Raw genomic sequence first — 24,341 nt, 5'->3', positions numbered from 1 at the left:
GCTTCCCTTCTTAGAGCAGGCTCTGAGTGCGAGGTCGGTAAACGGTGTGATACAGCGTATGGATGTACCGGTCGAGAGCCTGACGATTCATGACGTCAAGGTGATTCCAGTAGCTGTACACATTCGCTAGGCCGGTCACGCGTTTCGCGTGCTGTTTCCAAGTGAACTTTTCTTCCACGCGGGCGATGCCTCCTGTGGAGTACGCGCTCCAGCGATCGGTGTCGCTGATCGTGCGGTAAAGTGCTTCGGCAAACTCCTCTTGATGGTTCGGGTTGATCACCTCGCCCGACTCCGCAGGCACGACGATCTCCGAGGGACCACCAAAACAGGTTACCACAACTGGCAACCCACAGGCCATCGCTTCGATGACGGTCAGGCCGAAAGTTTCCATGAACGCCGGCTGGGCGAACACGCCGCCGCGGTCGGCGACGATGCGATATACTTCGCCGGTTTCCACCTTATCGAGTCGAGCCGCACACCAACGGATGTGTCCGTTCAGGCTATACTTCTCGATCAATTCGTAGGTGCGGTTCACCTCTTCGATCTCTTCGTGATCGCTCGAGAGTTCCGCGTTGTTGAGCGACGTGACCAGCAGCAGATTCGCTGAGTCGCGCAGTTTCTCATGCTTGCCAAAAATCTCCACCAGACCTGAGAGGTTCTTGATTTTGTCCATTCTGGCCATGGCGAACACGATCGGCCGCTCGGGATGATCGAGCACCCCTACGTCGCCTTCGGCTGGTTGAGCTTGCATGAACCGCTCGCTCAGCGACTGAGTGACCGCATCGATGCGCTGACCATGATCGGTATTCGGGAAGAAGTACTTGGGACTCGCCCCCGGTGGAACGATGTTGTGCCGAGCGAGTCGCGGATCGAAGCCCGACTGCACCCGGTACAGCCCTGGCATCGAGAACAGCTCGTACGACTCGATCATGCCCATCTCGGTATCGGTTCCCCCCACTTCGCGGTAGGAACTCGACACGATGAAGTCGGCCGAGTTGTACGCAATCAGGTCGGCCGTGAACTGCATGCTAAACGCGTAGTCCTTCTCGAACCCTTCCCAGTGCATATCGCTGAGCAGGTACTTGGTTTTCTCGAGCGCGTGGATGCAGGCGCAGTGCGTCGTGTTCAGGTCGTCGGCCAGGCGGCTGGCTACCAGGTTGCCATCGGTGTAATGGCCGATAATCAAGTCGGGCGGGCCGAGCATCTCGGTGACCACCAGTTGCTTGCTCTCTTCCGCGTACGCTTCGAGGTAAGGCCAGATGCGGAACCGCGAGATCCAGTCGTTTAGTACTTCGCCCTGCATGTCGCGGAACGGAGCGCGGATGATCCAGCTGTCTTCCGAGCCGTGAATCTTCTCCCGCACCATGTTGCAGGTCGTTCCCTCGGCGTTGGGAATCTGCCGCGTGAGGATGGCGATCTTCGGCGTCGCCGACACGCCAGACAGCTCGAACTGCTTGCGAAGTTCTTGCTCCATCGCGAGCGCTTGGTCGAGCACGTAGGTCACCTGACCACCGGTGTCGGGCTTGCCGAGCACGCCATCTTGGGCAAACCACCCGTGTGGCGACACCATCAACACGGTGCGAATCAGCGGCAAGCGGGTGAGCAGTTCGGCGAACTGCGCCGGTTCCGACGATTCGAGCACCTGCTGCAGTAAGTCGAGACTCTCGGCAATCCGCCCCACGGTGCTTCCCCAACCAGGCTCGAAGCCATGGGTTCGCAATTCGTGAGCTACTTCGGCGTACGGTTCGTCGTTGTCGTAATCTTCGAGCAGCGAGAGCACCACTGGCAACTCTTTGAGCAACACCTCGGGCGACGAGAGATGCTCGTTCACAAGAATGCTCACTCCATCAAGTTTGCGGTTTCGCAAAAACCCGAGCAGCCCCTGACGGAACACGCCGGGCTGGCCGTTGAGTTGCGACGCTAAGCGGCGATTTAGCAGCGCGATGCCTTCGCCCATCTCCTGAGGGCGCAACACCTTGGGATAATCGCGGAAGTACGGCGAGAAGTCGAGCACCAGCCCGCGCTTCGAAGCTTCGTCGTAGCCCTGGATTTGCGAGTCTTTGATTTCGAGAAACTTGCCGCGATCGACCTCTTCGAACTTATCGAATTCGGGGTGAATGCAGACGATTTGCTTGAGCCCAATGCCAGGACGCAGCAGCGCGTAGGCCGAGTCGGCCTCGAGCACGATCTCACTGCAACCGCGGAACACGCGGCGGATTGCCTTGGCGTCGCGGGGCGTAAGGTCTTGTTCGTTCTCCAGAAACGCTTCGAGATGCTCTTGAATCTGATCGGCCAGAAACAGTGGTTCGCCGGTCGCTTTGAGCGTGGCCGCGAACTTTTTAATCCGGCCAAACGGGGCACCGAACGACGATAGATCGCGGGTAGTAAGAAACGCATCTTGCCCATTGCCACCATTGCCCGTAGGAGGCGAGGTGCCATTCGGTTGAGGTTGTTTGTTTTCCATCTCCTGTTGCAGCGTGGAGGTAGAAGGCATAAAACACGAACTCTTTCGTATCTAAGGGTCCACAAAGGGTACCGACGCCAAGCCTTTCCGGCATCACTAGACTCCCCTTGCTGGAGGCAGAGTGCGCAAAAAATGCGCAGCGGTCGCACTCAAAGCGCAACCTGCGCCTCCTGAAGCTTCCAGTATTTATTGCAAGTCTGCCCTAATTATAGCGGATTGCAAACAAATGCCCACCTCACGCCCATTTTTCGCCGTAGAGCCCACAAATACCGCCGGTTCTGCGCCATAATCCTTACAGACCACGAGAAATTTGCGCATAACGAAGCATACTCGCTGCTCCTAGAATCCCATGAGTCGCGATTCGCTCGATCACTCGTTCCGCACGACTACGGTTCCCCTCAGCGCGACGATCACCATGCTACGACGCCTACTACAATCCATCGGTTGGTTGATCGCTCTGGTGCTAGCGATGTGGTTATGGGTGCATTCCACCCAACAGTATTATGCGTCGATCGCACCCTCGATGCCTGGCCTGCGTTACTCCGTGTTTCGTGAACAGCACGAACCGGCGTCGAATTACGTATTGACCGACTCGGCTGGCAACAAGTACCTGGAGAGCATCGCGCCGTTGCCGCCGATGTGGATGCTGCCCTCAGGTGCGCCGGCTTACGTGTTCGACGCCAAGGGAGTGCTGGTGACATGGACCAGCGACTCCGGCGACGACCCTACTTACCAACAACGATGGCGAAGCTTGCCGCGCACCAAGTTGCCGGATCTAAAGGCCGATCCCTATCCGCTGTAGTCGGTGATCGATCGCAGCTAGCGAAGCTTGGCGACTGCGGTGAGAATCTCGCCGAGTTGCAGTTGGGCGTCGTGGTTGGTGTCGATGCCGTCGAAGTGCTGATGCACCAGCGGGTGGGCCTTCGACTCTTCGCGGTCGAGCCCGCCGCTCGTATCCGCGTCGGCGGTGTCGAACAGCCCTACGATATCGAGCCCGGTACTCACCGACTTGGCCCCCGCGCGTCGCGAGTCGTCACGCGGCATCATCACGTCGAAGAAGCCGAGCATCATTTCTTCCCAGCTCTGATCGCCCCACCGCACCGATGCATTTGGATCGGGGTTCGCCAGATTGTCGGGCGAGTTGTCGAACAACGCGCGGCAGTAAATCACCGCGCCAGCCGGCAACACGCGGGGCTCCTTGAGCACGTACCGCGTTTGCCAGTTGAAGTCGTACGCAGGCACGTCGAGCAGGATCTCGCGGTCGCCGTTGGGGGTGACCAACTCGTAGCGAAACGCCTTGCCACGCAAGTGCATGTGCGGCGACATCGAGAGCAACGTCACCGGCTCGGCAATCGGGCGACTGGTGGCGGTCACTTCGTACGCGGAGTCCTGCGGAGGAATCTCGAACCCAGTGTTGCCGACCTCCACGGTTACCACTTCGCGCTCGATGGTCGCCGGATCGGCCAGCAGCACGCCCATCTTGGTGACATCGGTCTGCGGCGAGCCAACCGGCGTATAATGCATTTCGAAAATCAGCGTCGAGCCGGCCGGTACCAGCTTGGCCGACTTCTCGGGCAGCCCATCGGCCCGCAGCCCTGGCACATAGGCCGACAGGAAGATCCAATCGCGGCGGCGACGCCCCTCGGGGGGCTGGGCGTACACAATCGTGTGATGCACCACCTGCGGATTGCCTGGCTGCACTTCGGTGGCTTCAATCCAAGTATCCTTCTCGAAGTTCGTTGGCACCTCGAAGTACTGGTAAGGCACTCCCTGCTGTCCGGCGTCGGCCGGCACTTCGAATGGCATCGGCATGGCAAACACCACATCGGGCTGGCGGGCAAGTTGCCACCCTTCGGTGTACTCGCGCGGCGGGGGCACCTCGCTCGAGTCACCCTCGGGGCATCCCGCGGCTACCCACTTATAGATCGTTTGCTTGTCGGCCTCGCTCATGCTGCGATCGTTCGCGAACTCGCCATGCTTGGGATTGGCATGCCACGGCGGCATCCGCCCTTCGCGAACCACCTCGACCACCATCTCGCCCCAGCCGCTCACTTCGTCGTAGTCGGTTAACTGGAAAGGGCCAATCTCCCCTTCGCGATGACAATCCACGCAGTTGGCTTGCAGAATGGGAGCCACATGCTGGCTGTAAGTGATGTTGCTCGACGCTTCCGGCTCGCGAACTCGACCAATGATGCAGCCCAACGCTTCGGTCACGGGCTCCGAAACCGTTTGCCCAGTAAGAAGCTCATCGAGTGCGATCCGCAGGTCCTGGCGATCAGCGTGGGCGCGAACGATGCCGACCACGTACTGGTCGTCGACTCGTCCCTGATAACGAATCGCCCTTTGCTGATCCAACACGAACACCTGCGGCGTCCGCTCGGCACCAAACAGGTCGGCCACGCGATTCGCTTGATCCTTGAGCAACGGGTACTTGAGTTCGTGACGATGCACGTAGGCGGCTAGTTCGCGAAGCGAGTCCTGCCGATTGGCATCGATCGCCACCACCGCTACCCCTTGGGCCGCGTAGTCGTCGGCAATGGCCTGCAGCCGCCCGGCGTAGAGCTTCGCTAGCGGGCACTCGGTGCCAAGGAAAGCGACGACCACCAGCTTGCTGTCGGCGAACTCGGCGAGCGTGTGCGATTTGCCCAGATGATCGGGCAGCTCGAAGCCCGGCACTACCTTGCCAAGCGAGTTGGCCCCCACGGCCGTGCGGCCCATGAGTCCGCTAGCGGCGACCGCCAGCAGCAGGCAGAACAGTTGAAAACGAAAAGCAGACGAGAAGGGTGTTTTGTTCATGGCCTAAATCATACGCGCCGCAGCGCGGTTTGCCAGAGAAAGTTGACGACAAGCTCCAGATTCGCCCCGCCAGCGTGCCAGCAGGCAAAGTAATGGGATCGGATCGGGAAGATTTTCATGGAAAATGGCCACCAATGGTGGTCTAATGAACAGTCATTAAAGCCTGTTGAAAGTTGGAGGTTGGTTGTTCGTTGGATAGGAGGTGGTGAGATGAATTGATGCGACGAGTTCAAACGTTTGGCGACGCGCTGGCGATTGGTTGTTTGCGTTGGGGTTCGCTGCTGCGCGGATGGGGAAAACTCCGCAGGCTGGGTAATCCCCCTCCGCGGAGAGCTTCGCCCCCCATGCATCCCCACTCATAGTCCCCTACCCCGAGTACAGGAGAATTGTTTCCCATAGGTGGGAATCTATTTTGGGCCATTTCAACGGAGGTGTTCACGCAACCTATTACAGAGCAAGGACTTACGATTGTTTCCCAGCCCGAAAATAGATTCCCATCGGATGCGTTTTGGGAAATGGGAATCTATTCCGACGAGAAAACCCCTGGTTTTAAAGGTCGGCGCGAGATTCAATTTTCCCATCGGTGGGAAAATTGGGAATCTATTCGCGGGCGTTGAGGGGGTCGTGTGACTCGGCATGGTAACCCGCTGGGTGCGGATTGTCGTGGCTTCGGGCGACGTCGTCGAGCGATCGCTCTTAAGCCCATGCTGCATAACAGCTTACGCATGCTAGCACCGGGAGCAACGTGGCTTGACCCCACGAACGGGTGCTTCCTATACTCCCGCGCCCCTCTATCTGCGCGAAAAGGACTTCGCCAGAGGGCAGGTGCTCGTCGTTTCGTATCGTATGGCAAGGAAGCCAGGTCCATCGTCCGCTCGTCGTTAAGCTCGAACTGCTGCTGCTCGCGTCGCGTGTGCTTCGCGGTAGCGCTGATGCTGTGCGCGATGCTCGCAACGCCGGTGGTCGAAGCCGAGGTGTTTTTGCCTCGCCCGCTCGGCGATCCGGCGATTGCGATCAGTGCGAACGCGGCGAGCAAATGGCAAGATGGGGCGTACGAAGTCTGGCACCTGTCGGGCGGTTGCTCGCTGGCGCAAGGCGACAACGTGGTGACCGCCGGCGAGGCGATCGTGTGGATCGACCCACCGGAGCCCGACTCGCCGGACCAGGTTCACAAGGTGCTGGTCTACGCCGAGCCGGAGACTGGCCGAGCGGTAACGCTCACCCACCGTAGCAACGCGGTCAGCCAGGCCGAGCAAACGGTTCCGCAGTGGTTCGGCCGCTGGCGTACCGGACCCGGCGTCGCCTGGAGCATCGTGCAGCAGTCGCCCCCGCCGGCGGCCGCTCCCGCGATCTACACACGAGCATCGGCTCAGCTGCAAGCTTCGGCGACGCAAGCGACCGCCGCGATGGCTGCGCCCGTGCGACCGACTGCGAACAGCTCGCCGGTGCAGCAGGTGCAGTTCGAACAATACAACCAACCGCTGGTGGCCCCGCCCGGCCCCGAGGTGCCAAACGCACTCGGAGTTCGGAAGGTACGCATCGTTCCGCGAAGCGACGTCGGCACGCAGTACGACCTGCGTCAGACACCGAGCGGCGAAGCGGCCGTGACCATCAGCGGCGGCGTGCAAGTCATCATCGAAGGACTCAAGAGCGACAAGCTGCCCACCGAGCTGGGATCGGTCGACGTGATCGACATCCAGGCCGATCGCATCGTCGCCTGGTCGGCTGGTTCGCTGATGCTCGGCACCTTTGAACAACGCAACGATGTACCGCTCGAGATTTACATGGAAGGCAACATTGTCTTCCGCCAAGGCGATCGCACGGTCTACGCCGATCGCATGTACTACGATGTGCGCCGCAATGTTGGCACGATCATCAACGCTGAGTTGCTGACTCCGCTGTCGAACCTGAAAGGGGTCGACTACGCAGGCCTGGTGCGACTCAAGGCAAACGTGATCGAACAACTCGACGCGTCGCGATTCGTCGCCCACGACGCCCTGCTCACCGCCAGTCGGTTGGAAGTGCCAAGCTTCCACCTGGGTAGCGGCACCATTACTTTCGAAAACTCGCAACGACCAAAAATCGATCCCTATACCGGCACGCAAGCGGTGAACCCCGTTACTCTAGAACCTGAATACGAGAGCACAAGCTTTGCCCAAAGCCGCGGCAACGTGGTGTACCTGTCGAACTTCCCGATCTTCTACTGGCCAACCCTGGCGACCGACTTGGAGAAACCGAGCTACTACGTGAGCAACTTGCGGGTACGCAACGACCGCATCTACGGGTTCCAAACGCTTGTGGACCTCGACGTTTGGCAAGTGCTCGGCATGCGGAACAAGCCGCCGGGCGTGGATTGGGACGTGAGCCTCGACTACTTGAACAAACGCGGATTCGGCTACGGAACCACGGTCGAATACAGTCGCGATAGCTTCTTCGACATCCTCGGTCCCACTAGCGGACTGCTGGATGCCTGGTTCGTCGACGACAAAGGGGTCGACAACCTCGGCTTCGGTCGCCGGACAATCGCGCCGGAAGAAACGTTCCGCGGGCGGGTGTTCTGGAATCATCGCCAGAAGTTCGCCGACGGGCTGCTGGAAGGCTGGACCTCGCAAGCCGAGATCGGTTGGATCAGCGATCGCACGTTCCTCGAACAGTATTACGAGCAGGAATGGGACGAGCGCAAGGATCAGCTCACCGGCGTGCGACTCAAGAAGGTCCGCGACAACTGGTCGCTCGGCATCGAAGCCAACGGCCAGCTGAATGGCTTCGTCACGCAAACGCAATGGCTCCCACGATTCGACCATTACATGCTGGGGCAAGACCTGGCGAACGAGTCGGTAACCTGGAGTTCGCACACCAGCCTGGCGTACGCGAACCAAAACATCGCGGGGACCCCGAGCGATCCGACGCTGGCAGGGCAGTTCGCTCTACTGCCGTGGGAACAAACCTCAACCGGCGACCGCATCGACGGCAAAGGCGAGCGACTACTCACCCGCCATCAGCTGGCGATGCCGCTGAACTTCGAGCCCTTCAAAGTGGTTCCGTACGCGACCGGCGAACTCGGTCACTGGGGTGCCGACCTCGAAGGCAACAGCCTCGATCGGGCGTACTACCAACTCGGCATGAAAGCGAGCATTCCGTTCTGGACCGCCAACCCGGCGATTCAGGACCCTGTGTTCAACCTGAACGGTCTGGCCCATAAGGTGGTGTTCGACGTCGAGGCTTCCTACTCGGATAGCAATCGCGACATGACTGAATTGCCGATGTACGATGAACTCGACGACGACGTGTTCGACGACATCCGCCGACGGTTGTTCTACTCGCCGTTTGGTGGTCCGCTGGCGAACACCTACTTCGATCCCACGACCTCGCCGACCACGATCGATCGCAAGTTCGATCCTCGGTACTATCTGCTGCGAACCAACACGCAAGGACTGGTCACGTCGCCTGCGATGGAAGTGGCCGACGACCTGTCGCTCGTCCGCATGGGCATGCGGCACCGCCTGCAAACCAAACGCGGCACGCCCGGGCAGCAACACATTGTCGACTGGCTGACCTTCGACTCGAACGTCACCTGGTTCCCCAACGATGGCCGCGACAACTACGGTTCCGACTTCGGCCTGGCCGACTACGACTTGCGTTGGCACCTCGGCGATCGATTCACCCTGCTGTCGGACGGAGCAGCCGATTTCTTCGGCGACGGGCTGCGAACCATCTCGGCCGGCATGCTGATGAACCGCCCCTCGCGAGGCAACATGTACTTAGGTTACCGCACGCTTCGCGGCCCGTTTACGGCCGACGTGCTGACCGCCACGCTGAACTATCGGATGGGTCCCAAGTGGGTTGCTTCGGCCAGTGCGGTGATCGACTTCAGCGAAGCGGGCAACATTGGCCAGTCGCTTACGTTCAGCCGCATCGGCGAGTCGCTCATCGTGAGCGTTGGTGCGAACATCGACGAGTCGAAGGATAACGTCGGCTTCAACCTGCTGATCGAGCCGCGATTCCTGCCATCACTGAATCTGACCAAATCAACCGGCATCGACATCCCCCCTGTCGGAGCTGGTGGATTAGAATAGCGTGTATGAAAGCCAACCATGGGAAAACCGATCGCACGAACCGGCCATCGATCGTAGGACGCTGGACCAGCAAGTTCGCCTGCGCGTTTCGCGGGCTGCGTGCGGCCACCTGGCGCGAGGATAGTTTCCACGTACACTTGCCGGCGGCCGTGGTCGTGTGCGGCGTCGCCGTGTGGCTGGGCATTTCGAAAACCGAGTGGCTAGCCCTGGTGCTCTGCATCACCATGGTGCTCACGGCCGAATTGATGAACACGGCCATCGAGCATCTGTCGCGAGCGATCACCCAAGAAGAGCACCCCGAGATTCGCGACGCTTTGGACGTCGCCAGCGGGGCGGTGCTGGTCGCCTCGCTCGGCGCCGGCGTGATCGGCGTGATCATCCTAATCTGCCATTTGCCGATTCTATAACCCCCACAACAACCAAGCAAAAACACTACCCTCGATCAGGCAGAGATCGCCTGCCGCAGGTAGGTAACCGAGTTCGCATACATCACCCAAGCAATCAGCATGCAGAGCGCTGCGAAGGCAGCCGCCCACCCGCTGGTAAACACCCCCAACTCCAACCTGCCCGTCTCTACTAGGTAAATGGAAATCACCGAACCGTAGAAGATCAAGCACGAAATCGCACCTAGCACCATGGAGAAGACCGCCTTCGTAGCGATATCACGCTGGCTGATGTACACAGCTACTCTGTGAATGAACAGCAAGAAGAACAGCAGCGAGAGTGCTCCGGCCAGGTTCGCTCCGATCCCCCACCAGAACCAGCTATCCATCCCGAATCCTCGCAGCAGCACCGGCACTACCAACGCCAGGATGGCAACGCCTTGCAGCACGAGCGATATAACGACCAACTGCTGGCTGCCTGTCTCCCGAGGAACCGACAAGCACAGCACCTCGCCAGCGAAGAAGAGTATCGCCACGAGTAACACACCGAGAGCAGGAATCCAGTACGGCGCCTGATCGGGGGCAAAGTTGCCGTTGGCGTCCTCCAAACCCATCATAGCGAACACCACCAAGCCGAGCACCGCCAGCACCGAGCAACACAACCCCGCGTACACAAGCGTCAGCCCCAACCGCACTCGAGCCATCGCCTGCGGTTGCGACTGATTCCACTCCGCCTGAGGGCGGTCGCTATTGTCGGTCTGCGGTGCGGCAAACGGATTGAGCGAATCGTCCATAGCTCCCCCCTCCACAACCGATTGATCCGCTAAACGGTAATCGCCTTACGGAGATTGTTCACGCTGTTAGCGAACATCACAAACGATACGAGGAAACCGATTAACACCGGAATGAACAGGGTGCCGAGCGGCTCCATCTGCAGAGCCACACTGAGTACAGCTATGACAATGAAGCAAACACCGGAAACCACACCAACAACCAAAGACATCATGGCCTGCTTCGCAATATCAGGGCGAGCAATGTAGAGTGCCATGGTACGTAAGAACAACACGAAACAAATAGTCGCTGCCAGGTTTGCTAGTCCCAGAATCCAATTGAGTCCCACTTCCACCTGGAACGGCAGATCTATCTGTTCCACAACAAATGACATGACGAAATTGAGTACTTGTATGCCGACTGTTATCTGTGCCAAGAATCTGGCCCCTGATTCCGCAGGAGCGGCCATGCAGAAGCACTCCCCGACAAACACTGCAATCGTACTTATGACCAGCACCACGATACCAGGATACATGATTGCCAAGATACCGGCGATGCCGCCGAGTGCCATCGCCAAGACACTCAACACCATCCCGCAGATACCGAAATACACCAGCGTTAGGCCAGTTCGTACCTTGCGCATGGCGGCCGGATTTTCTCGCGTCCAGGCATCGTCCTGACTAGCAGGATCGAAACCGGCATTGTCAAAGCCCTCCGGCGAGGCAAACGGATTTAGATCGTCAGACATCAAGCCCCCCTGCAATTTGGCGATTGGTTGAATTCGCTCAACGCACTCAACTTTACTCACGCGTATCGCCGTGGCAACGGCAGGACCGGCTAGTCGAGCCAGTCCTGCGCGTCCAGCCGCTCCGGTACGTACTCCTCCGTGGCATAACTTATGCCTTTTGTCATTAGTCCTTCGACCTCAATCTTGAAGTCGTTTTTGAGCATCCGCTGTATCTCGGCTTGCCACTTCTTCTTTTTCTCAAACCAAGGATACTTAGCAATTTGTTTCGCTCGTTTGCGGTCGTTGTCGTTCAACCCAATGATTGCTGCATCCGTCAACTCGCAGCGCTCAAAATCACTACTGCGTACGCCAAGATACTTAGCATCGGGAATCGCCATGCGTTGCGACTCGAACGCCAGATTGATCGAGCCTTGCTTGATCACACTGTAGATGTAGTACCCCCAGGGGTCGTTGTCGAGCAAGCAATAGACAGGCAACTCTAGTTCGTTGTGCATGCGATGCAACAACCGCCGGACCCCCCGAGGAGGCTGACCACCTCCATGGGTTAGCAAACAATTGTGTTTCTCCCAGAATCGATCCTCGTTGAACCGTTGCCACACGGTGTCTTTTTCAACATGCAGGATGAACTCTGCTCCACACTTTTTCTTATCGAGTTCGATAACATGAGACTCAACAATCGATGGAATTCCATACCCCCCCGACCCCATTCTGGCGCAATCAATGACGTCGCCTTTATCGATGAGAGTAAGTGGGCCGACCATGTTGCCTGCTGTCTTGGCGTATAGATGCAACTCTTCACGAATACTACCGATAAGAACTTCAAGATCCTCGATAATCGGATCACACTCGTTTTGATTGTCGAAGGTATTCTCATTCGTTTTTTCAATCTTGTGCTTGAGCATGTAGAACATACCCCGGAGACTGGTAGTCTTCCCCTCGCCAATCAGCTCCTTGCACCCCTTGGCGACGAGCATCGTCCGCATGTAGGCCTTGGCCTGCGACAGGTCGAACAACTGCCGGCGGTTCTTGTTGTTGCCCATCTCGATGATCCGCTTGCGGGCGCTGTAGTGGACGTTCGACAGCGTGCGGCTGGGGATATCGACGTACGGATCGCGTTTGGTTTTTGCCGCTTTCACCACCCCATCGGCCAGGCCGGTGAGCGACGAGAGGGTCTTCTTGTCGCGAGCGGTCAGCTTGACGGGGGCTTTGGTGGGAGTCGGGCGTACGGGGCGTTTTTTGGCCATGGCTTTTTGGGTTGTAAGTTACGCGGTAAAGCGGGCACACGAATGATGGAGGAAAGGAAAATCGAACGACAGCATTCGCCAGTTTCAGGCGTTTGCCAATTTGAAGAGGAGCACTTGTTACTCTTCTTGCTCTTCTTCGCATTCCGCTTCTTCTTCGTACCCTTCCTCCATCTCCTCGTCTTCTTCTACCTTCTCCACACGATTAATCGCGGCTTCGTGCTCGGCCGGGTCGACGATCAGCACGTTGTCGCCCAGGTCCATTTCGGTGGGATCTTCTTCGATCGGGCGACCTCGGTCGTCGAGCTGCATGTCGGCGTCGCTCGTCACCTTTTTGGCCACCTTCAGCAGTTGATCGTAGAGCTCGTCCTTCTCGGCACCGTTGATCGCGCTGACCGCGCCCGAGACTTCCTTCAGATATCGCATGAAGATCTCGCGGCGGTCGCTTTGTTGCTTGACCCGTTGCCGGCGGCGGAGGTACATGCCGAGCTTACGCCCGACTGCCTGCAGGCCGAGGCGAATCTCTTTCTGGATTTCCGGATAGCTGGCAATCGCTTCCTTGCTTTCGCTCGTAAATGGCACCCACACGCTGGCGATGTGCACCATCAGGCTCACCGGTCCTTTGGGCATCGCCCCGCGCGACTGGCTAAGCCCGTAGCCGCGCCAGTTGGTGCCGATCACGGTTTGAGTGACCGCACAGGCGGATTGCTGGAACTGCAGTGGCACGCGATTGGCGTATCGCATCACTTCCATCTGCTGCCCTTCGGCGACGTTCACGTTCTTCATTGCCTCGAACAGCTTCTCACGATCCTTCGGCTTCAGCCCGCTTGGATTCTGGCGTGTTTTGAGCTTGGCTGTCTTTACGATCTTGTCGGCTCCTTCGCCGCCGAGTCCGTTGAACGTGTGAATGAGGAATTGCCGAACCGTGCGGGTGTCGGTCTCTTCCAGCAGTTCGATCAACAGGTCCATCGTGACGTTTTGCGTGGGAGCGCTACCGCCGTAGGCCAACCCGACCTCGATCTGGAACGGGTTGCCACGATACACCGAAGGGGGCCGCGTGGCGGCGGCGTAAAACTCGCCAGGCACCACCTGGTGAAGGCCCTTGAGAATCAGGTCCTCGCCAATCGGGCAGATGCAGTCGGTCGCGGGCGGCGAGATTTTGGTGGTTTGAATCTTCTCGTAGATTTTGTCGGCGTGCGACCGGTTCAGCTTACGAATCCCGGTACGCATGGTCACGCCGGCCGCTTCGCAAAGCTTGCGAGTCACGCCGGGTGTGAGTCGCGAGAACTTGGTGCGAAAGAACTCGCTGGTGGTCATTGGTTCCGACTCTTCGATCATCTGCGCGAGTCGGCCAATCTCCACTCCATAGGGATGCGGCTTGATCTCCTTCGGCTCCGGCGGCAACACCTCGGCACTGCGCAGGTATTCGTACACGTAGTCTTCGGGGTCGGTGTAGTGCAGCGTGATGTGCGGATTGGCAATCGCTGTTTGCTGCAGATACTCGTCGACGCTCCCTCGGCCACGAACGTATTTGGCTTCGAGCTCGATGGTCACCCGCGTTCCGTGTGGCTGGTCGACCCACTCGATGCCATGCTTCTCGATCACCTTCTCGCCTTTGGCGCCGGGAGGGATATCGACCCCCTCCCCTTTGCCATTGAGAATCTTCGGTTCGTTCTTCTTGGTGTCGATCTGAATCTCGTAGTAATGGGCCGGCTTGCGGACCGAGACCTTCGAGATGATTTTGACCGGCTTGCCGGTGGTTTGCACGCCGTACATGCCAGCGGCCGAGATACCAATACCTTGCTGACCACGGCTTTGGCGGAGGCGGTGAAATTTCGACCCGTAGAGCAACTTTCCGAAAATCAGCGGAATCTGCTTCTTGAGAATACCGGGGCCGTTGTCTTGGATGCCGACCTTGTAGCGGTTGGTGCCGGTTTGCTGGATGTGCACCCAGATTTCGGGCAGGATGCCGGCCTCTTCGCAGGCGTCGAGCGAGTTATCGACGGCTTCCTTCACCGTGGTGAGCAGCGCTTTACGAGGGTTGTCGAATCCAAGCAGGTGACGGTTTTTGGCGAAGAATTCGCTGACCGAAATCTCCTTCTGATTGGCCGCCATTGCCTTGGCGGTGCTCCGGCGGGCCGACGAACGCTTGGGGGCCGCGGTGTCGGACTCGGTGCTGTCAGAAGTGGAGTTCGCGGGTTTCTTCTTACGGGAAGCGCTGGCCAAGGCTAGTTGCTCCGAAGACGAGGGATCCAGGTGGACATGTTAAACTTTGAGGGAAATCGCAATTATAACGAGCGAACGCCGCCACTCCCAGGCACATTGCCCCGTCAAACTAGTACGATGTGTTCAACTGTTACAGCTGGCAAATAAAGATTCACCCGCGGGGGTCCTGTTGTCCGATTCCTTGCCTGCGGACCTAACTTAGGCCCCGTATCCTACCGAGGAACAATAACGACCCCCAAACCGCCGGTCGATGTGGCGTGCTGTATGCGGCATGCCGACCCTGCACATCGACACCCCCCGCGGCGGCCCCCTTTCCCCATGGTCCGCCACGCGCGGCGGGCTGACTCAAACCTCCGGAAAAGGAGCACGCCCATCATGCGTTCGCTACAACAAATGGCCCTGGCGGCCGTGGTTGCCGCCGTGGCCTGGCAATCGCTACCCACCCAGACGGCCGATGCCGAATATGGCTGGAACGGTCGCCGTCCGATCAGCTACCAGTACTCCAAAGACCTGTTCTACAACCAGTACGTCGCTCCCGGCCCTGGCGGTGTGCCCGCCGAGATGTATGTGTCGCCGTTGCCGGTACCGGTGAACGTGGGCCACACCTACGGCACCTATCAGCCGTTCTACCCGAATGAGTATTTGTACGGCCATCAACGCTCGTACTACAACTACCACCAGGGATCTGGCTGGACTCGCACCACCGCTCGCTATGGCACGAAGCATGGTTGGTGGATTCCAGGCGTTCTCGAAGGTGGCGGTCACGTCCGCGATGCCGCTTCTTGGCTCGAAGGTTGCCTGCCGTAACCAGCGATTGAGTCTCGCTCAAGTTATTCAGCAACGCCCAACCGGTCGCACGATCGCTGCGGGCTTACGAATTCATCTTCACTCACACGAGAACGATTATGACCAAGTTCACTACGTTACTGGCCCTGGCGGCCGGCGTGGTCGTAGCGACGATCTCCGCCGATAGCGCTCAGGCCATCGATCCTTACAACTGGGCTGGCCATCGTGCCGCCTGCACCAACTGGCACGGCGGCTACGCCCACTCGGCTTACGGTCAGCCAGTTGCCTTGGTAGTTCCCCCGACTGCCCAACTGCAGACCAACTGGGGCTGGGGTGTCGGCAGCTCGCGGATTTCGCGAATCGACCACCAGTTTGGCCGCGACTACCCAGGCCAAGGAGGCTTCGGCGGTGGCGGATTCCAAATGACTCCCCGCTGGCCGCACGACACCACCAACATGGGCGTGTACTACGTGCGGGGCCCCTGGTAACCCAGGTCAAGCTGCAACACAAACACAAAAACGGCGAAGCAGCTAGCAATTGCAAGTGGCTTCGCCGTTTGTGTTTATTAATTATGATTCGGGCCGAGCAGCAACTAACTAGCTCGATCGATTAGCCAGCACAGGCGTCGCAAGGATCAACCGGTACTCGGACCATCACGGTTTTCGGCACGCGAATCGTCGAGGTATAAGGTACCTGCTTCTGCACCACGTGCGGAACCTGCACCTTTTCGACCTTGGTCACGAACTTGCAAACCTGCACCGAGTAAGGCTCTACCTTTTCTTCACGCACCATGCGACAAGTGGTCACAGGTACTTCGCGAACGCGTTCTTCGGTCACCATCCGACAAACCTGAACCGGCACCTGGCGTTCGACTCGCTCGACCACCTGACGACAGGTTTGATAAGGCACCTTGCGAACCTGCTCTTCGGTCACCATTCGGCATACCTGCACGGGCACTTCGCGTGTGTGTTGCTCGGTGACCATGCGGGTGACTTGCACGGGGATTTTCTCGACTACTTGTTCAGGCACCATCTGAGTCATCGGCACCTGCACAGCGACGAGATTGGGCTTCCAGACTTTTTGCACCACCTGCTGAGGAGGCTGTTGCTGGGTTACCCAAGCCAGGCCTGGCCGCGTGGTCTGCACCACTCCGGTCGCGGGATTCACGGTTTGAGTCGGTGGTACATACTGCAAACGAGGCCCTGTGGTCGCGCCGGGTTGCACGCCGACCACCTGGTCAACGTAGCAGCCTTGGTCGACGTATTGCGTACGGCACGTGGTCACGGGACGCATGACCGTGCGAACCTGATCGCGATACGAGGTTTCGACGACCGGACGCTGCACGCAGTACTGCTCTTGCCGCATCTGAGTTTCGACCACGGGACGCTGCACTGTGTAACGCTCTTCTCGTTCGGCGGTTTCCACAATGTTCCGCACCACGTCGTAGCTGGCGTCGCGATATTGGGTCTCAACCACCGGACGCTGCACCGTGTACCGCTCGCGGCGGGTGCTGGTCTCGGTCACTGGGCGCAACACGGCGTACCGCCGCTCACGCTGCTGGGTTTCGTACACCGGCACCTGACGGGTAATTTCCCGTTCTTCGTACGCGGTCTCATTCACGGTACGATAGCAGGTTACCTGCTGCTCCTCGTACACGGTTTGACACACGTACCGATAGGCCGGCGCGCAGCCCGCGTCCTGAGCACTTGCGGGTGCCTGCGGAAGCGAGCCAATTACGATCAAAGCTGCCAAAAAGCAGCGTACGGATTGAGAAGCAGTCATTCTTACACCCAACTACAATGTTCCCCTAGTAGGTGCGACTCCCATGTCGCTGAGCCCTCGATTTCCGGCCTGTTAGCCGGCAGTGGGGCCCTGTTGTTTCGCACTCGCCGCCTTTGTCCCCGCGACGTGCACCCGCTAAAATGGCCTATCTCTGGCGATGGACCATGCTAGAGAAGTGTGCCATGTGAATCGCAGCGCGGCAAATTAATTTCGATCGCTACAGCTGCTAGCAAATCGAAAAGTATCAAGCCACATTGCACTTCCGTCACGAAAAAACTTTCAAGTCTCCAGCATTGTGGGGCGACACCCCGCCTGGCGACAAGGAACAAAACCGACCAACAGCGCGTGTTTCGCTAACCGCTGCCGACTCAATCGTTGCAACCGTCAAAGTCACCAAGAATGGCCCCGAGAGAGACAGAGCGACCCGCGCGCTAAGTGCCTGCCTGCCGAACATCGATGCACCTGCTGAACCTCACCCTCGACCAACCAGCCGCCAACTTGGCCCTCGACGAAGCACTGCTCCACCTGTGCGAGCAAGGAGAATCCGCGGGAGTCTTGCGATTCTGGGAAACCGCCGAACCGATGGTCGTCGTCGGTCGGGCGTCGCGGATTGTCGAGGAAGTTCACCAGCAGGAGTGCCAGCACCGCTTGGTGCCAGTGCTCCGCCGAATAAGCGGCGGGCTGTCGATCGTCACCGGTCCGGGGTGCTTGATGTATACCGTGGTCGAGCCGGTCGCCCCGCACCAGACCGACATCGACGGGCTGCACCAACGGGTGCTCGACAAAATGGTACATGCCATCCGTGGGCTGGGGCTCCCGATCGAGCGGGCGGGCACCAGCGATCTGACCATCGTCGGCGGCGATGGCCACCGCCGCAAGGTATCGGGCAACAGTCTGCGACTCGGCCGCGGGGCCTATCTGTACCATGGCACGCTGCTGTACGACTTCGACTTGCCGTTAATCCCCACGCTGCTCAAACAGCCCCCACGAGCCCCAGAGTACCGCGACGGCCGCAGCCACGACGATTTCATCGCCAACCTGCCAACCACGGCCGACCAATTGCGCCAGGCGATTGCCCAGGAGTGGGATGCGAGTGAACAATTCAGCAGTTGGCCACGTGATAAGATGGAGGCATTGCTAGCCACCAAATACAAGTTGGACGAGTGGAACCGGAGCCGTTAGCCCTGGATACCATAATAACAGCGCTCTTCCCTTGGCTGCTGACGAGTGGAACCGTTGCAGTAATTCCTCAAGTACCTGGTGATGAAACACGATTATGCATCGATACAACCTTCTCCAGATGCTCGAACGATACCTCGCGCTCTACCCCAACGAGCAGCCAATGGTAGCGCGAATTACTGCCTTGGTCGAACAACACACCGACTGTTTTGAGCGAACGTGCAAACCAGGGCATATTACGGGCTCGGCCTGGGTTGTTTCGTCGGATCACCAACAGGCCGCGCTAGTACATCACCGCAAGTTGGGGAAATGGCTCCAGCCAGGCGGGCATGCCGATGGCGATGGCGACGTGGTGCAGGTCGCCTGGCGCGAGGCCACTGAGGAGACCGGCCTGACCGACATCACGTTGTACCAACTCGAAGGTACTCTGGTGCCGCTCGATGTCGACGTGCACGAGATTCCCGCACGCTACGACCAGCAGGGCCAACTGATCGAAGAGGCCCACGAGCACCACGATATTCGATTCTTATTTATAGCAGGAGCCAATCAAACACTCGTCACCAGCGAAGAATCTCATGCGGTCGAATGGTTCGATCAGCAAGAACTTCGCGACCGCATCGAAGAAGAGAGCGTCCTGCGACTGATCGAAAAAGCCGCTGAGTGGCTGGCCTAAGCGACAGCCGATTGGCTACCACCGCCCGGCGTGGTCCCTGTAATCGCTACCACCCGAACGTCGATTGCCCGGCAAGCCCCGACCCGGCTGCGCAGGCATTGAAAACCGTACTGATTCACTTATTCTGCAAGCTGGAGCGAATTACGCGATCCGCTCGACAAGCCTACTTTATCCTCCTACCAACCTGCGTCGATGAGCGAGTTCCTTTATCGCTACGAAAAGCCAGACCCCACAACGTGGGCGTATCTGTCGGCGCTGTTGATTATTGCCCTGTTCTTTAAATTCAACCGCTTGTTCAGCATTCGGAACCTCGATTTGCTGCTGCTGTTGATGTTGGCCCCTGGCCTGCTGTGCCTCCGCCCGGGGCTCGACTCCGTTTCGACCAGCACCGAACTGTTCGGCTATTGGTGGCTGTTCGGAGTGAACGCCCTGCTGTTGGTTCGGGCTCTTTGGGACTCGGCGATGGTCCGTCGACCGATGCTCGAACCAAACATGAATGCCGCGGGGCTGCTGTTCCTGGCCGTCTCGATGTCGGCCTTCCTGATGGCCAATATCATCAACGGTGCCCCTGACGAATCCGACATGTTCTCCGCCCAGCGGGCCGAGCACCTGAGCCACCGCGAGGCTTCGCGAGTCGAAGGGGCTTCACTCGACACGCACGGCCCAGGCTGCGCGCTGGTGTTCTGGCTCCCCTCGATCACGACGTCGGGCGTGCTCGGCGACGAAGGCTCTCAGCCAGTGGTAGTGGAGCCAAAGCCCGCCGAAGCGAATGGCACCGCGAAAGAGAATGCGACCAATGCTCCTGCAACCGACGCCCCGGAGGACGCCGGTTTCACCAACGCTCAGGAGGTGACCGCCAAGGTGGTGACCATCTTGTGCCAGGCTGCAATTGTGTTGGGCATGATCCTGATTGGGGTACGGCACTTCGAAAACTTCACCATGGGCTGCGCGGCTGCGACGCTCTATTTGCTGCTGCCTTACACCGCCATCTGGACCGGCAACGGCACCCACGTGATCCCCACCGCGTTCATGGTTTGGGCCGTGGTGTGCTATCGGTTACCGATTCTCTCAGGCCTGATGCTTGGCCTGGCGTTCGGCACACTCTACTACCCGGTATTCCTGCTACCGCTATGGATTAGCTTCTATCGCCAGCGCGGCGTTTGGCGTTTCCTTATTGGATTTGCGGTGGCCTTGCTGGCGATGATCATCACGCAGATCGCCACGAGTGTCGATTTTCCGATGTTCGTCGAACGCATGCAACAGATGTTCGGCGTAAGGCTCCCCAAAATGGAAAACCTCTCCGGCGCCTGGCAGTACTGGAACCCTGTGTTCCGCTGGCCAGTGCTGGCGACGTTCCTCGGCATGAGCGTGCTGTCGATGCCATTCTGGCCGTCGCCCAAGACGCTGGCGTCGCTGCTCTCGTGCTCGGCCGCGGTGATGCTCGGCGTTCAGTTCTGGCACGCCCACTCCGGCGGCCTGGCCCTTGCCTGGTACTTGCCATTCCTGCTGCTGATGTTGTTCCGCCCGAACCTGGAAGACCGGGTCGCGGTGAATGTGGTCCATTAGCCAAGCGAATCGACTCGCGAAGTGTTCGCTGAAGAGTTAACCGACTAGTCGTCGGTCTGCATAATGCCTACCGGAAACGGAGTCCAACAACCAGTACGCACCCCGGCCACCTGCAAGGCGTCGCCAGTCCAAGCGTTGCAGGTGTAGAACAGTGAGTAGGTGCCGAGACCTTCGTAGAAAGCGTCGTGGTTCACAAAACCACGCCCTGGAATCAGTCGCGGATGCGTTCCCCCCAAGCGAGCGGAACCGTCGAGCCGAAAGTGCGACTCGATGAACTCGACCATCTTCGCATAGCCTTCCGGCGTGATCGTGACCGACCGGTACAGGTGGTTCTCTTCTGGCTTGGTCTTCATCGTCACGTGCATCACCGTGTCGGTCGGCCAGAGCATCGCCCACGCGGTGAGATCCGCTTTTATGTCTTTCCAACGCTGAGTATTGAGAAAAAACTCGCGATCGCCCCAGTCGAAGGCGACGTACGACTCCTTGCCTGTGAGCGACTTAAAATCGCTGGTCGAGAACCATGGGCTCCAGTCGCGGACCTCGTTGCGAAGCGGTACCACGATCTTCGAATGCGCCGAATCGACGTACACAAAGATCTCGACCCCTTCGGCAGGAGCCTGGAAGTCGCGATTCACCGGAATCTGCCCCACGAGCAACGCCCCGCCGAATGCCAGCATCAGAACCACGATCGGCTGGCAAATGCGCCAGGTCCACCGCCACACAGGAGCAAGTCGCGATCGCAGCAGGCCGGGCAGGTACATGACGAGTATCCAGTCGGATTTGCAGGGAGGAAGCAGCAACCACAATTGTTACTTCGCACCAAGACGCGGACAATTGGTCGCTCACCTATTCTACGGCAAGAAATCGGCCAGTTCGCAGGAAATGCCCAACATGCAACGCGGTTTCTGGACGCCAGAGTACCCCAGTGTGAAATCCTCGCAGCACGACTTGGTCGGTTAGGTCGTCTAGGGTAGTGCACTCGGGCCGCACTACCCGGTCGTGCGAAGCCACCACCACGCCGACATCGTAGGGACTCACGCTAGCTGGCAATTGGTTGACAAAACTGTCGGGCGTGTCCGACAGTTCCTTGAGCGTCGGCATCAACCAGCCTGTGGAGTTCGAAATACGCTGGGCAACATCCGAGCCTCGATTCGGAGGCCCCACCATCACGATCCGCCCCAGCGAGTCGGGAACCCGTTCGAGCAACGCGCAGCGAGTCACGATACTGCCCATGCTGTGAGCGACCACATGAATCGTGCGATCGGGATACCGGGCGGCCAAGCGATGCAATCGCCGAGCAAACCGCCGGCCGATCTGCCGGTTGGATCCCCAAAGCGAAAAGTAACTATGCAGCAGCGTATCGAACCCCTGCTGACGTAAACGTCGCGCAAGAGGCAACAAGAACCACTTGCTCGACGAAATGCCATGCGTCAGCACCACCAGATCACGCGAAACAGCGTCATCATGGAGAAGGTCTGCCTCATTTTCCGATGGCGAGCGTAATTCGGTTAGCATCGTCGATGGCCCTTGGGTGAACTACTCCACTGTAGGGCCGCCACCCCCGTACGGCGAGTGGGCAGAACATGAAGTCTACTGCTGCTTCGGCGGCAACCGGCGATCGATTTCTTGCCAGAATGCAGTCAGGTCGAGCACCACCTCGGCAAATTGCGCCGACTGGTACTTACCCGAGTCGTGAGCAACGACCCGATAGCTCTCGCCATCGAGAGTGTGAAATTCAATGATGCGGGAATCGGGATCGACGATCCAATACTCCGGCACCCCCGCCTTGGCGTAGAGATCCAACTTTTCGACGCGGTCGATTCGCCTACTGGAGGGCGAAACGATTTCGACCAGTAGGTCGGGTACCCCTTCGATACGCTGCCCAACTAATTGCTTCTTCTCTGGACGCAAGTAAACCACATCGGGCTGGGCAATCGTTCGCTGTAGCAGTACGACATCCACCGGCGATACGATTGCGATCCCCCCTTGCTGGGCAGCGATATCGTCGAAGACTCGCCAGAGATTCGCGCCGATGTGCTGGTGCCGCGGCGTAGGTGCAGGTGACATCATGGTCAATCTTCCCCTCAATAGCTCCACGCGTTCCCCTTCCGGCAGCGACAGGTAATCGTCTGCGGTGTGGGGGCCCAATGTTGTATGGGGCGACGTTTGGTCAAACGTTGCGTAGACCAGCGAGTCGATGGACATGAGTAACCTCCTGACACTGCATTAGGGATACCCTCATTATACCACCGCCCGAGCTTTACGGTGCCAGCAGCAGACGACCGGGAGCGCCTAGGAAACCCTTCACCTCGTTCAGGAATCGGGCAGCGTCGGCTCCATCGACTACGCGGTGGTCGTACGTGAGCGACAGCGGCATGATCAACCGAGGCTCAATGCTGCTACCGACGATGGTCGGCAGCATGCGACTGCGACCCACCAGCAAGATCCCCACCTCTGGCGGGTTAATGATCGGGGTCGAGTAAGTGCCACCTACTGCGCCCATGTTGCTGATGGTGAAAGTACCGCCACGCATGTCTTCGATGCTCAAGGTTCCTTCGCGAGCAGCGAGGATGATGCGATCGAGCTCGCGAGCGATCTGCGAAATCGACAGCCGATCGGCGTCACGCAGCACCGGTACTCGCAAACCGCTTTCGGTATCGACGGCGATGCCGATGTTCACGTATTCCTTATAGATGACGTTGCCTGCATCCATATCGACCGACGCATTGACGATCGGGTGCAGCTTCAGGCTCGAGGCAATCGCCTTAACCAGGAACGGCATCTGCGACAGATTCAGACCACGCTTCGCGTAGTCTTCCTTCGACTGGCGGCGCATCTCTTCGAGTTCGGTCACGTCGACGTCGTCGAAGTTTGTTAGCTGCGGAATCGTGGTATAGCTCGCTACCATGTTGGCCGCGATGGTCTTGCGGGTGCGGCTCATCTTTTCGATTCGCACGGCGCCCTGCCCGTCGGAGTTGGGAGACCCCGGGGGGGTAACGCTGGCACTGGCTGCTTGCTTGGCTTTCTCTTGCTCGTCTCGCACGAAGCTGCGGACGTCTTCTTCGGTCAAACGACCACCACTGCTCGGACGCACCCGACGCAGGTCGATGCCGAGTTCGCGTGCCAGACGCCGAACGCTGGGTCCAGCCGCGGAGCTAGCCTGGCCATCGCCAGGAATGTTCTGTGCGGACTCCTTCGCCGGGGCTGCGGGAGCGGGAGTAGCAGGTGCCGGGGCGGGCGTTTCGGCCACGGGTGCCGGTGCTGCAGGAGCGGGAGCCGGTTCGGCGGCAGGCTCGGGCTTCGGCTCTTCGGCTTTCGGTGCCGGCTTGGGCTCTTCCTTCGGAGGTGCCGGAGCGGCGCTACCATCGATCTCAAAGATCGGAGCACCCACGTTTACTGTATCGCCTTCGGCGACCAGGATCTTGATGATGGTGCCTGCCGAAGGACTCGGCACAGCAGCGGTTGCCTTGTCGGTTTCGATTTCCATCAAATCCTGGTCTTTGGTAACCGAATCACCTTCGGAAACCAGGATGGAAAGGACGTCGCCCGAGTCGATGTTTTCGCCAAGACTTGGCAGAGTGATTTCAGTTGCCATATTCGTTTGCCCGCTATGTTAATTCTCCCGCGATAAACGCGGGTGGTCATGGATT

General features: G+C 58.9%; 19 protein-coding genes. 8 read left to right on the top strand and 11 right to left on the bottom strand.

The window, feature by feature from the left end; translation table 11 throughout:
- Nucleotides 1-10: 10 nt before the first annotated feature.
- A complete protein-coding gene (locus tag Pan181_RS03390) occupies nucleotides 11-2,494 on the bottom strand; it encodes a sucrose synthase (protein WP_145245488.1) in 2,484 nt (827 codons plus the stop codon).
- 319 nt (nucleotides 2,495-2,813) lie between these two features.
- Between Pan181_RS03390 and Pan181_RS03385 the strand changes: the two genes are divergently transcribed.
- Complete coding sequence (locus Pan181_RS03385; RefSeq protein ID WP_145245487.1) at nucleotides 2,814-3,266, top strand: hypothetical protein; 453 nt, start codon at nucleotides 2,814-2,816, stop codon at nucleotides 3,264-3,266.
- Between the two features lie 17 nt (nucleotides 3,267-3,283).
- Here the strand turns inward: Pan181_RS03385 and Pan181_RS03380 are convergent, their stop codons facing one another.
- Nucleotides 3,284-5,260, bottom strand: coding sequence for a redoxin domain-containing protein (locus Pan181_RS03380; protein ID WP_145245486.1), 1,977 nt, complete (start codon nucleotides 5,258-5,260; stop codon nucleotides 3,284-3,286).
- Nucleotides 5,261-6,204: 944 nt separating this feature from the next.
- On the opposite strand from Pan181_RS03380, the gene Pan181_RS03375 reads away from it, so the two are divergent.
- Entirely contained in the window at nucleotides 6,205-9,336 is a 3,132-nt protein-coding gene (locus tag Pan181_RS03375; protein WP_197528871.1) for an LPS-assembly protein LptD, read from the top strand.
- A 5-nt stretch (nucleotides 9,337-9,341) separates the two neighbouring features.
- Nucleotides 9,342-9,743, top strand: a complete 402-nt coding sequence (locus tag Pan181_RS03370) for a diacylglycerol kinase family protein (RefSeq protein ID WP_145245484.1) — start codon at nucleotides 9,342-9,344, stop codon at nucleotides 9,741-9,743.
- Between the two features lie 35 nt (nucleotides 9,744-9,778).
- On the opposite strand, the gene Pan181_RS03365 is transcribed toward Pan181_RS03370, so the two are convergent.
- From Pan181_RS03365 to Pan181_RS03350, 4 genes are all read right to left on the bottom strand, one after another.
- Nucleotides 9,779-10,513, bottom strand: coding sequence for a hypothetical protein (locus tag Pan181_RS03365; RefSeq protein ID WP_145245483.1), 735 nt, complete (start codon nucleotides 10,511-10,513; stop codon nucleotides 9,779-9,781).
- 29 nt (nucleotides 10,514-10,542) lie between these two features.
- Nucleotides 10,543-11,238, bottom strand: coding sequence for a hypothetical protein (locus Pan181_RS03360; RefSeq protein ID WP_145245482.1), 696 nt, complete (start codon nucleotides 11,236-11,238; stop codon nucleotides 10,543-10,545).
- An 89-nt stretch (nucleotides 11,239-11,327) separates the two neighbouring features.
- Nucleotides 11,328-12,482 (bottom strand): DNA topoisomerase IV subunit A, encoded by a 1,155-nt coding sequence (locus Pan181_RS03355; protein WP_145245481.1) that lies wholly within the window; start codon nucleotides 12,480-12,482, stop codon nucleotides 11,328-11,330.
- A 117-nt stretch (nucleotides 12,483-12,599) separates the two neighbouring features.
- Complete coding sequence (locus Pan181_RS03350; RefSeq protein WP_231943741.1) at nucleotides 12,600-14,705, bottom strand: DNA topoisomerase VI subunit B; 2,106 nt, start codon at nucleotides 14,703-14,705, stop codon at nucleotides 12,600-12,602.
- Nucleotides 14,706-15,080: 375 nt separating this feature from the next.
- Here Pan181_RS03350 and Pan181_RS03345 point away from each other — a divergent pair, with 375 nt between their 5' ends.
- A complete protein-coding gene (locus Pan181_RS03345; RefSeq protein ID WP_145245480.1) occupies nucleotides 15,081-15,512 on the top strand; it encodes a hypothetical protein in 432 nt (143 codons plus the stop codon).
- A gap of 98 nt (nucleotides 15,513-15,610) precedes the next feature.
- On the top strand, nucleotides 15,611-15,979 hold the full coding sequence (locus Pan181_RS03340) for a hypothetical protein (RefSeq protein WP_145245479.1): 369 nt from the start codon (nucleotides 15,611-15,613) through the stop codon (nucleotides 15,977-15,979).
- A 121-nt stretch (nucleotides 15,980-16,100) separates the two neighbouring features.
- On the opposite strand, the gene Pan181_RS03335 is transcribed toward Pan181_RS03340, so the two are convergent.
- Nucleotides 16,101-17,243: a hypothetical protein gene (locus Pan181_RS03335; protein WP_197528870.1), complete on the bottom strand. Its 1,143-nt coding sequence runs from the start codon at nucleotides 17,241-17,243 to the stop codon at nucleotides 16,101-16,103.
- A 486-nt stretch (nucleotides 17,244-17,729) separates the two neighbouring features.
- Here Pan181_RS03335 and Pan181_RS03330 point away from each other — a divergent pair, with 486 nt between their 5' ends.
- The 3 genes from Pan181_RS03330 to Pan181_RS03320 all read left to right on the top strand — a co-directional run bounded on the left by Pan181_RS03330 (nucleotide 17,730) and on the right by Pan181_RS03320 (nucleotide 20,691).
- The gene (locus Pan181_RS03330; protein ID WP_145245477.1) at nucleotides 17,730-18,455 is read left to right on the top strand and encodes a lipoate--protein ligase family protein; all 726 of its coding nucleotides are present in this window, start codon (nucleotides 17,730-17,732) and stop codon (nucleotides 18,453-18,455) included.
- 94 nt (nucleotides 18,456-18,549) lie between these two features.
- The gene (locus Pan181_RS03325; RefSeq protein ID WP_145245476.1) at nucleotides 18,550-19,125 is read left to right on the top strand and encodes an NUDIX hydrolase; all 576 of its coding nucleotides are present in this window, start codon (nucleotides 18,550-18,552) and stop codon (nucleotides 19,123-19,125) included.
- 192 nt (nucleotides 19,126-19,317) lie between these two features.
- Complete coding sequence (locus Pan181_RS03320) at nucleotides 19,318-20,691, top strand: hypothetical protein (protein WP_145245475.1); 1,374 nt, start codon at nucleotides 19,318-19,320, stop codon at nucleotides 20,689-20,691.
- Between the two features lie 44 nt (nucleotides 20,692-20,735).
- On the opposite strand, the gene Pan181_RS03315 is transcribed toward Pan181_RS03320, so the two are convergent.
- The 4 genes from Pan181_RS03315 to Pan181_RS03300 all read right to left on the bottom strand — a co-directional run bounded on the left by Pan181_RS03315 (nucleotide 20,736) and on the right by Pan181_RS03300 (nucleotide 24,286).
- Nucleotides 20,736-21,452, bottom strand: coding sequence for a DUF2459 domain-containing protein (locus Pan181_RS03315; RefSeq protein ID WP_145245474.1), 717 nt, complete (start codon nucleotides 21,450-21,452; stop codon nucleotides 20,736-20,738).
- Between the two features lie 85 nt (nucleotides 21,453-21,537).
- Nucleotides 21,538-22,206 carry an esterase/lipase family protein gene (locus Pan181_RS03310; RefSeq protein ID WP_145245473.1) on the bottom strand — a complete coding sequence of 223 codons (669 nt, stop codon included), beginning with the start codon at nucleotides 22,204-22,206 and terminating at the stop codon, nucleotides 21,538-21,540.
- A gap of 75 nt (nucleotides 22,207-22,281) precedes the next feature.
- Complete coding sequence (locus tag Pan181_RS03305) at nucleotides 22,282-22,896, bottom strand: Uma2 family endonuclease (protein ID WP_145245472.1); 615 nt, start codon at nucleotides 22,894-22,896, stop codon at nucleotides 22,282-22,284.
- 55 nt (nucleotides 22,897-22,951) lie between these two features.
- Nucleotides 22,952-24,286 carry a 2-oxo acid dehydrogenase subunit E2 gene (locus tag Pan181_RS03300; RefSeq protein ID WP_145245471.1) on the bottom strand — a complete coding sequence of 445 codons (1,335 nt, stop codon included), beginning with the start codon at nucleotides 24,284-24,286 and terminating at the stop codon, nucleotides 22,952-22,954.
- Between the last annotated feature and the right edge of the window lie 55 nt (nucleotides 24,287-24,341).

The sequence above is a fragment of the Aeoliella mucimassa genome (assembly GCF_007748035.1).
In the GTDB taxonomy this organism is placed as follows: Bacteria; Planctomycetota; Planctomycetia; order Pirellulales; family Lacipirellulaceae; genus Aeoliella; species Aeoliella mucimassa.
The sequence above is the reverse complement of the archived record's forward strand: the minus strand, read 5'-3'. Positions and strand labels throughout refer to the sequence as shown.

Excerpts from the sequence above, each read along its gene's own strand:
- Pan181_RS03390 (WP_145245488.1), bottom strand. The coding sequence starts at position 2,494 with ATGCCTTCTACCTCCACGCTGCAACAGGAGATGGAAAACAAACAACCT.
- Pan181_RS03385 (WP_145245487.1), top strand. The coding sequence starts at position 2,814 with ATGAGTCGCGATTCGCTCGATCACTCGTTCCGCACGACTACGGTTCCC.
- Pan181_RS03380 (WP_145245486.1), bottom strand. The coding sequence starts at position 5,260 with ATGAACAAAACACCCTTCTCGTCTGCTTTTCGTTTTCAACTGTTCTGC.
- Pan181_RS03375 (WP_197528871.1), top strand. The coding sequence starts at position 6,205 with ATGCTCGCAACGCCGGTGGTCGAAGCCGAGGTGTTTTTGCCTCGCCCG.
- Pan181_RS03370 (WP_145245484.1), top strand. The coding sequence starts at position 9,342 with ATGAAAGCCAACCATGGGAAAACCGATCGCACGAACCGGCCATCGATC.
- Pan181_RS03365 (WP_145245483.1), bottom strand. The coding sequence starts at position 10,513 with ATGGACGATTCGCTCAATCCGTTTGCCGCACCGCAGACCGACAATAGC.
- Pan181_RS03360 (WP_145245482.1), bottom strand. The coding sequence starts at position 11,238 with ATGTCTGACGATCTAAATCCGTTTGCCTCGCCGGAGGGCTTTGACAAT.
- Pan181_RS03355 (WP_145245481.1), bottom strand. The coding sequence starts at position 12,482 with ATGGCCAAAAAACGCCCCGTACGCCCGACTCCCACCAAAGCCCCCGTC.
- Pan181_RS03345 (WP_145245480.1), top strand. The coding sequence starts at position 15,081 with ATGCGTTCGCTACAACAAATGGCCCTGGCGGCCGTGGTTGCCGCCGTG.
- Pan181_RS03340 (WP_145245479.1), top strand. The coding sequence starts at position 15,611 with ATGACCAAGTTCACTACGTTACTGGCCCTGGCGGCCGGCGTGGTCGTA.
- Pan181_RS03330 (WP_145245477.1), top strand. The coding sequence starts at position 17,730 with ATGCACCTGCTGAACCTCACCCTCGACCAACCAGCCGCCAACTTGGCC.
- Pan181_RS03325 (WP_145245476.1), top strand. The coding sequence starts at position 18,550 with ATGCATCGATACAACCTTCTCCAGATGCTCGAACGATACCTCGCGCTC.
- Pan181_RS03320 (WP_145245475.1), top strand. The coding sequence starts at position 19,318 with ATGAGCGAGTTCCTTTATCGCTACGAAAAGCCAGACCCCACAACGTGG.
- Pan181_RS03315 (WP_145245474.1), bottom strand. The coding sequence starts at position 21,452 with ATGTACCTGCCCGGCCTGCTGCGATCGCGACTTGCTCCTGTGTGGCGG.
- Pan181_RS03310 (WP_145245473.1), bottom strand. The coding sequence starts at position 22,206 with ATGCTAACCGAATTACGCTCGCCATCGGAAAATGAGGCAGACCTTCTC.
- Pan181_RS03305 (WP_145245472.1), bottom strand. The coding sequence starts at position 22,896 with ATGTCCATCGACTCGCTGGTCTACGCAACGTTTGACCAAACGTCGCCC.
- Pan181_RS03300 (WP_145245471.1), bottom strand. The coding sequence starts at position 24,286 with ATGGCAACTGAAATCACTCTGCCAAGTCTTGGCGAAAACATCGACTCG.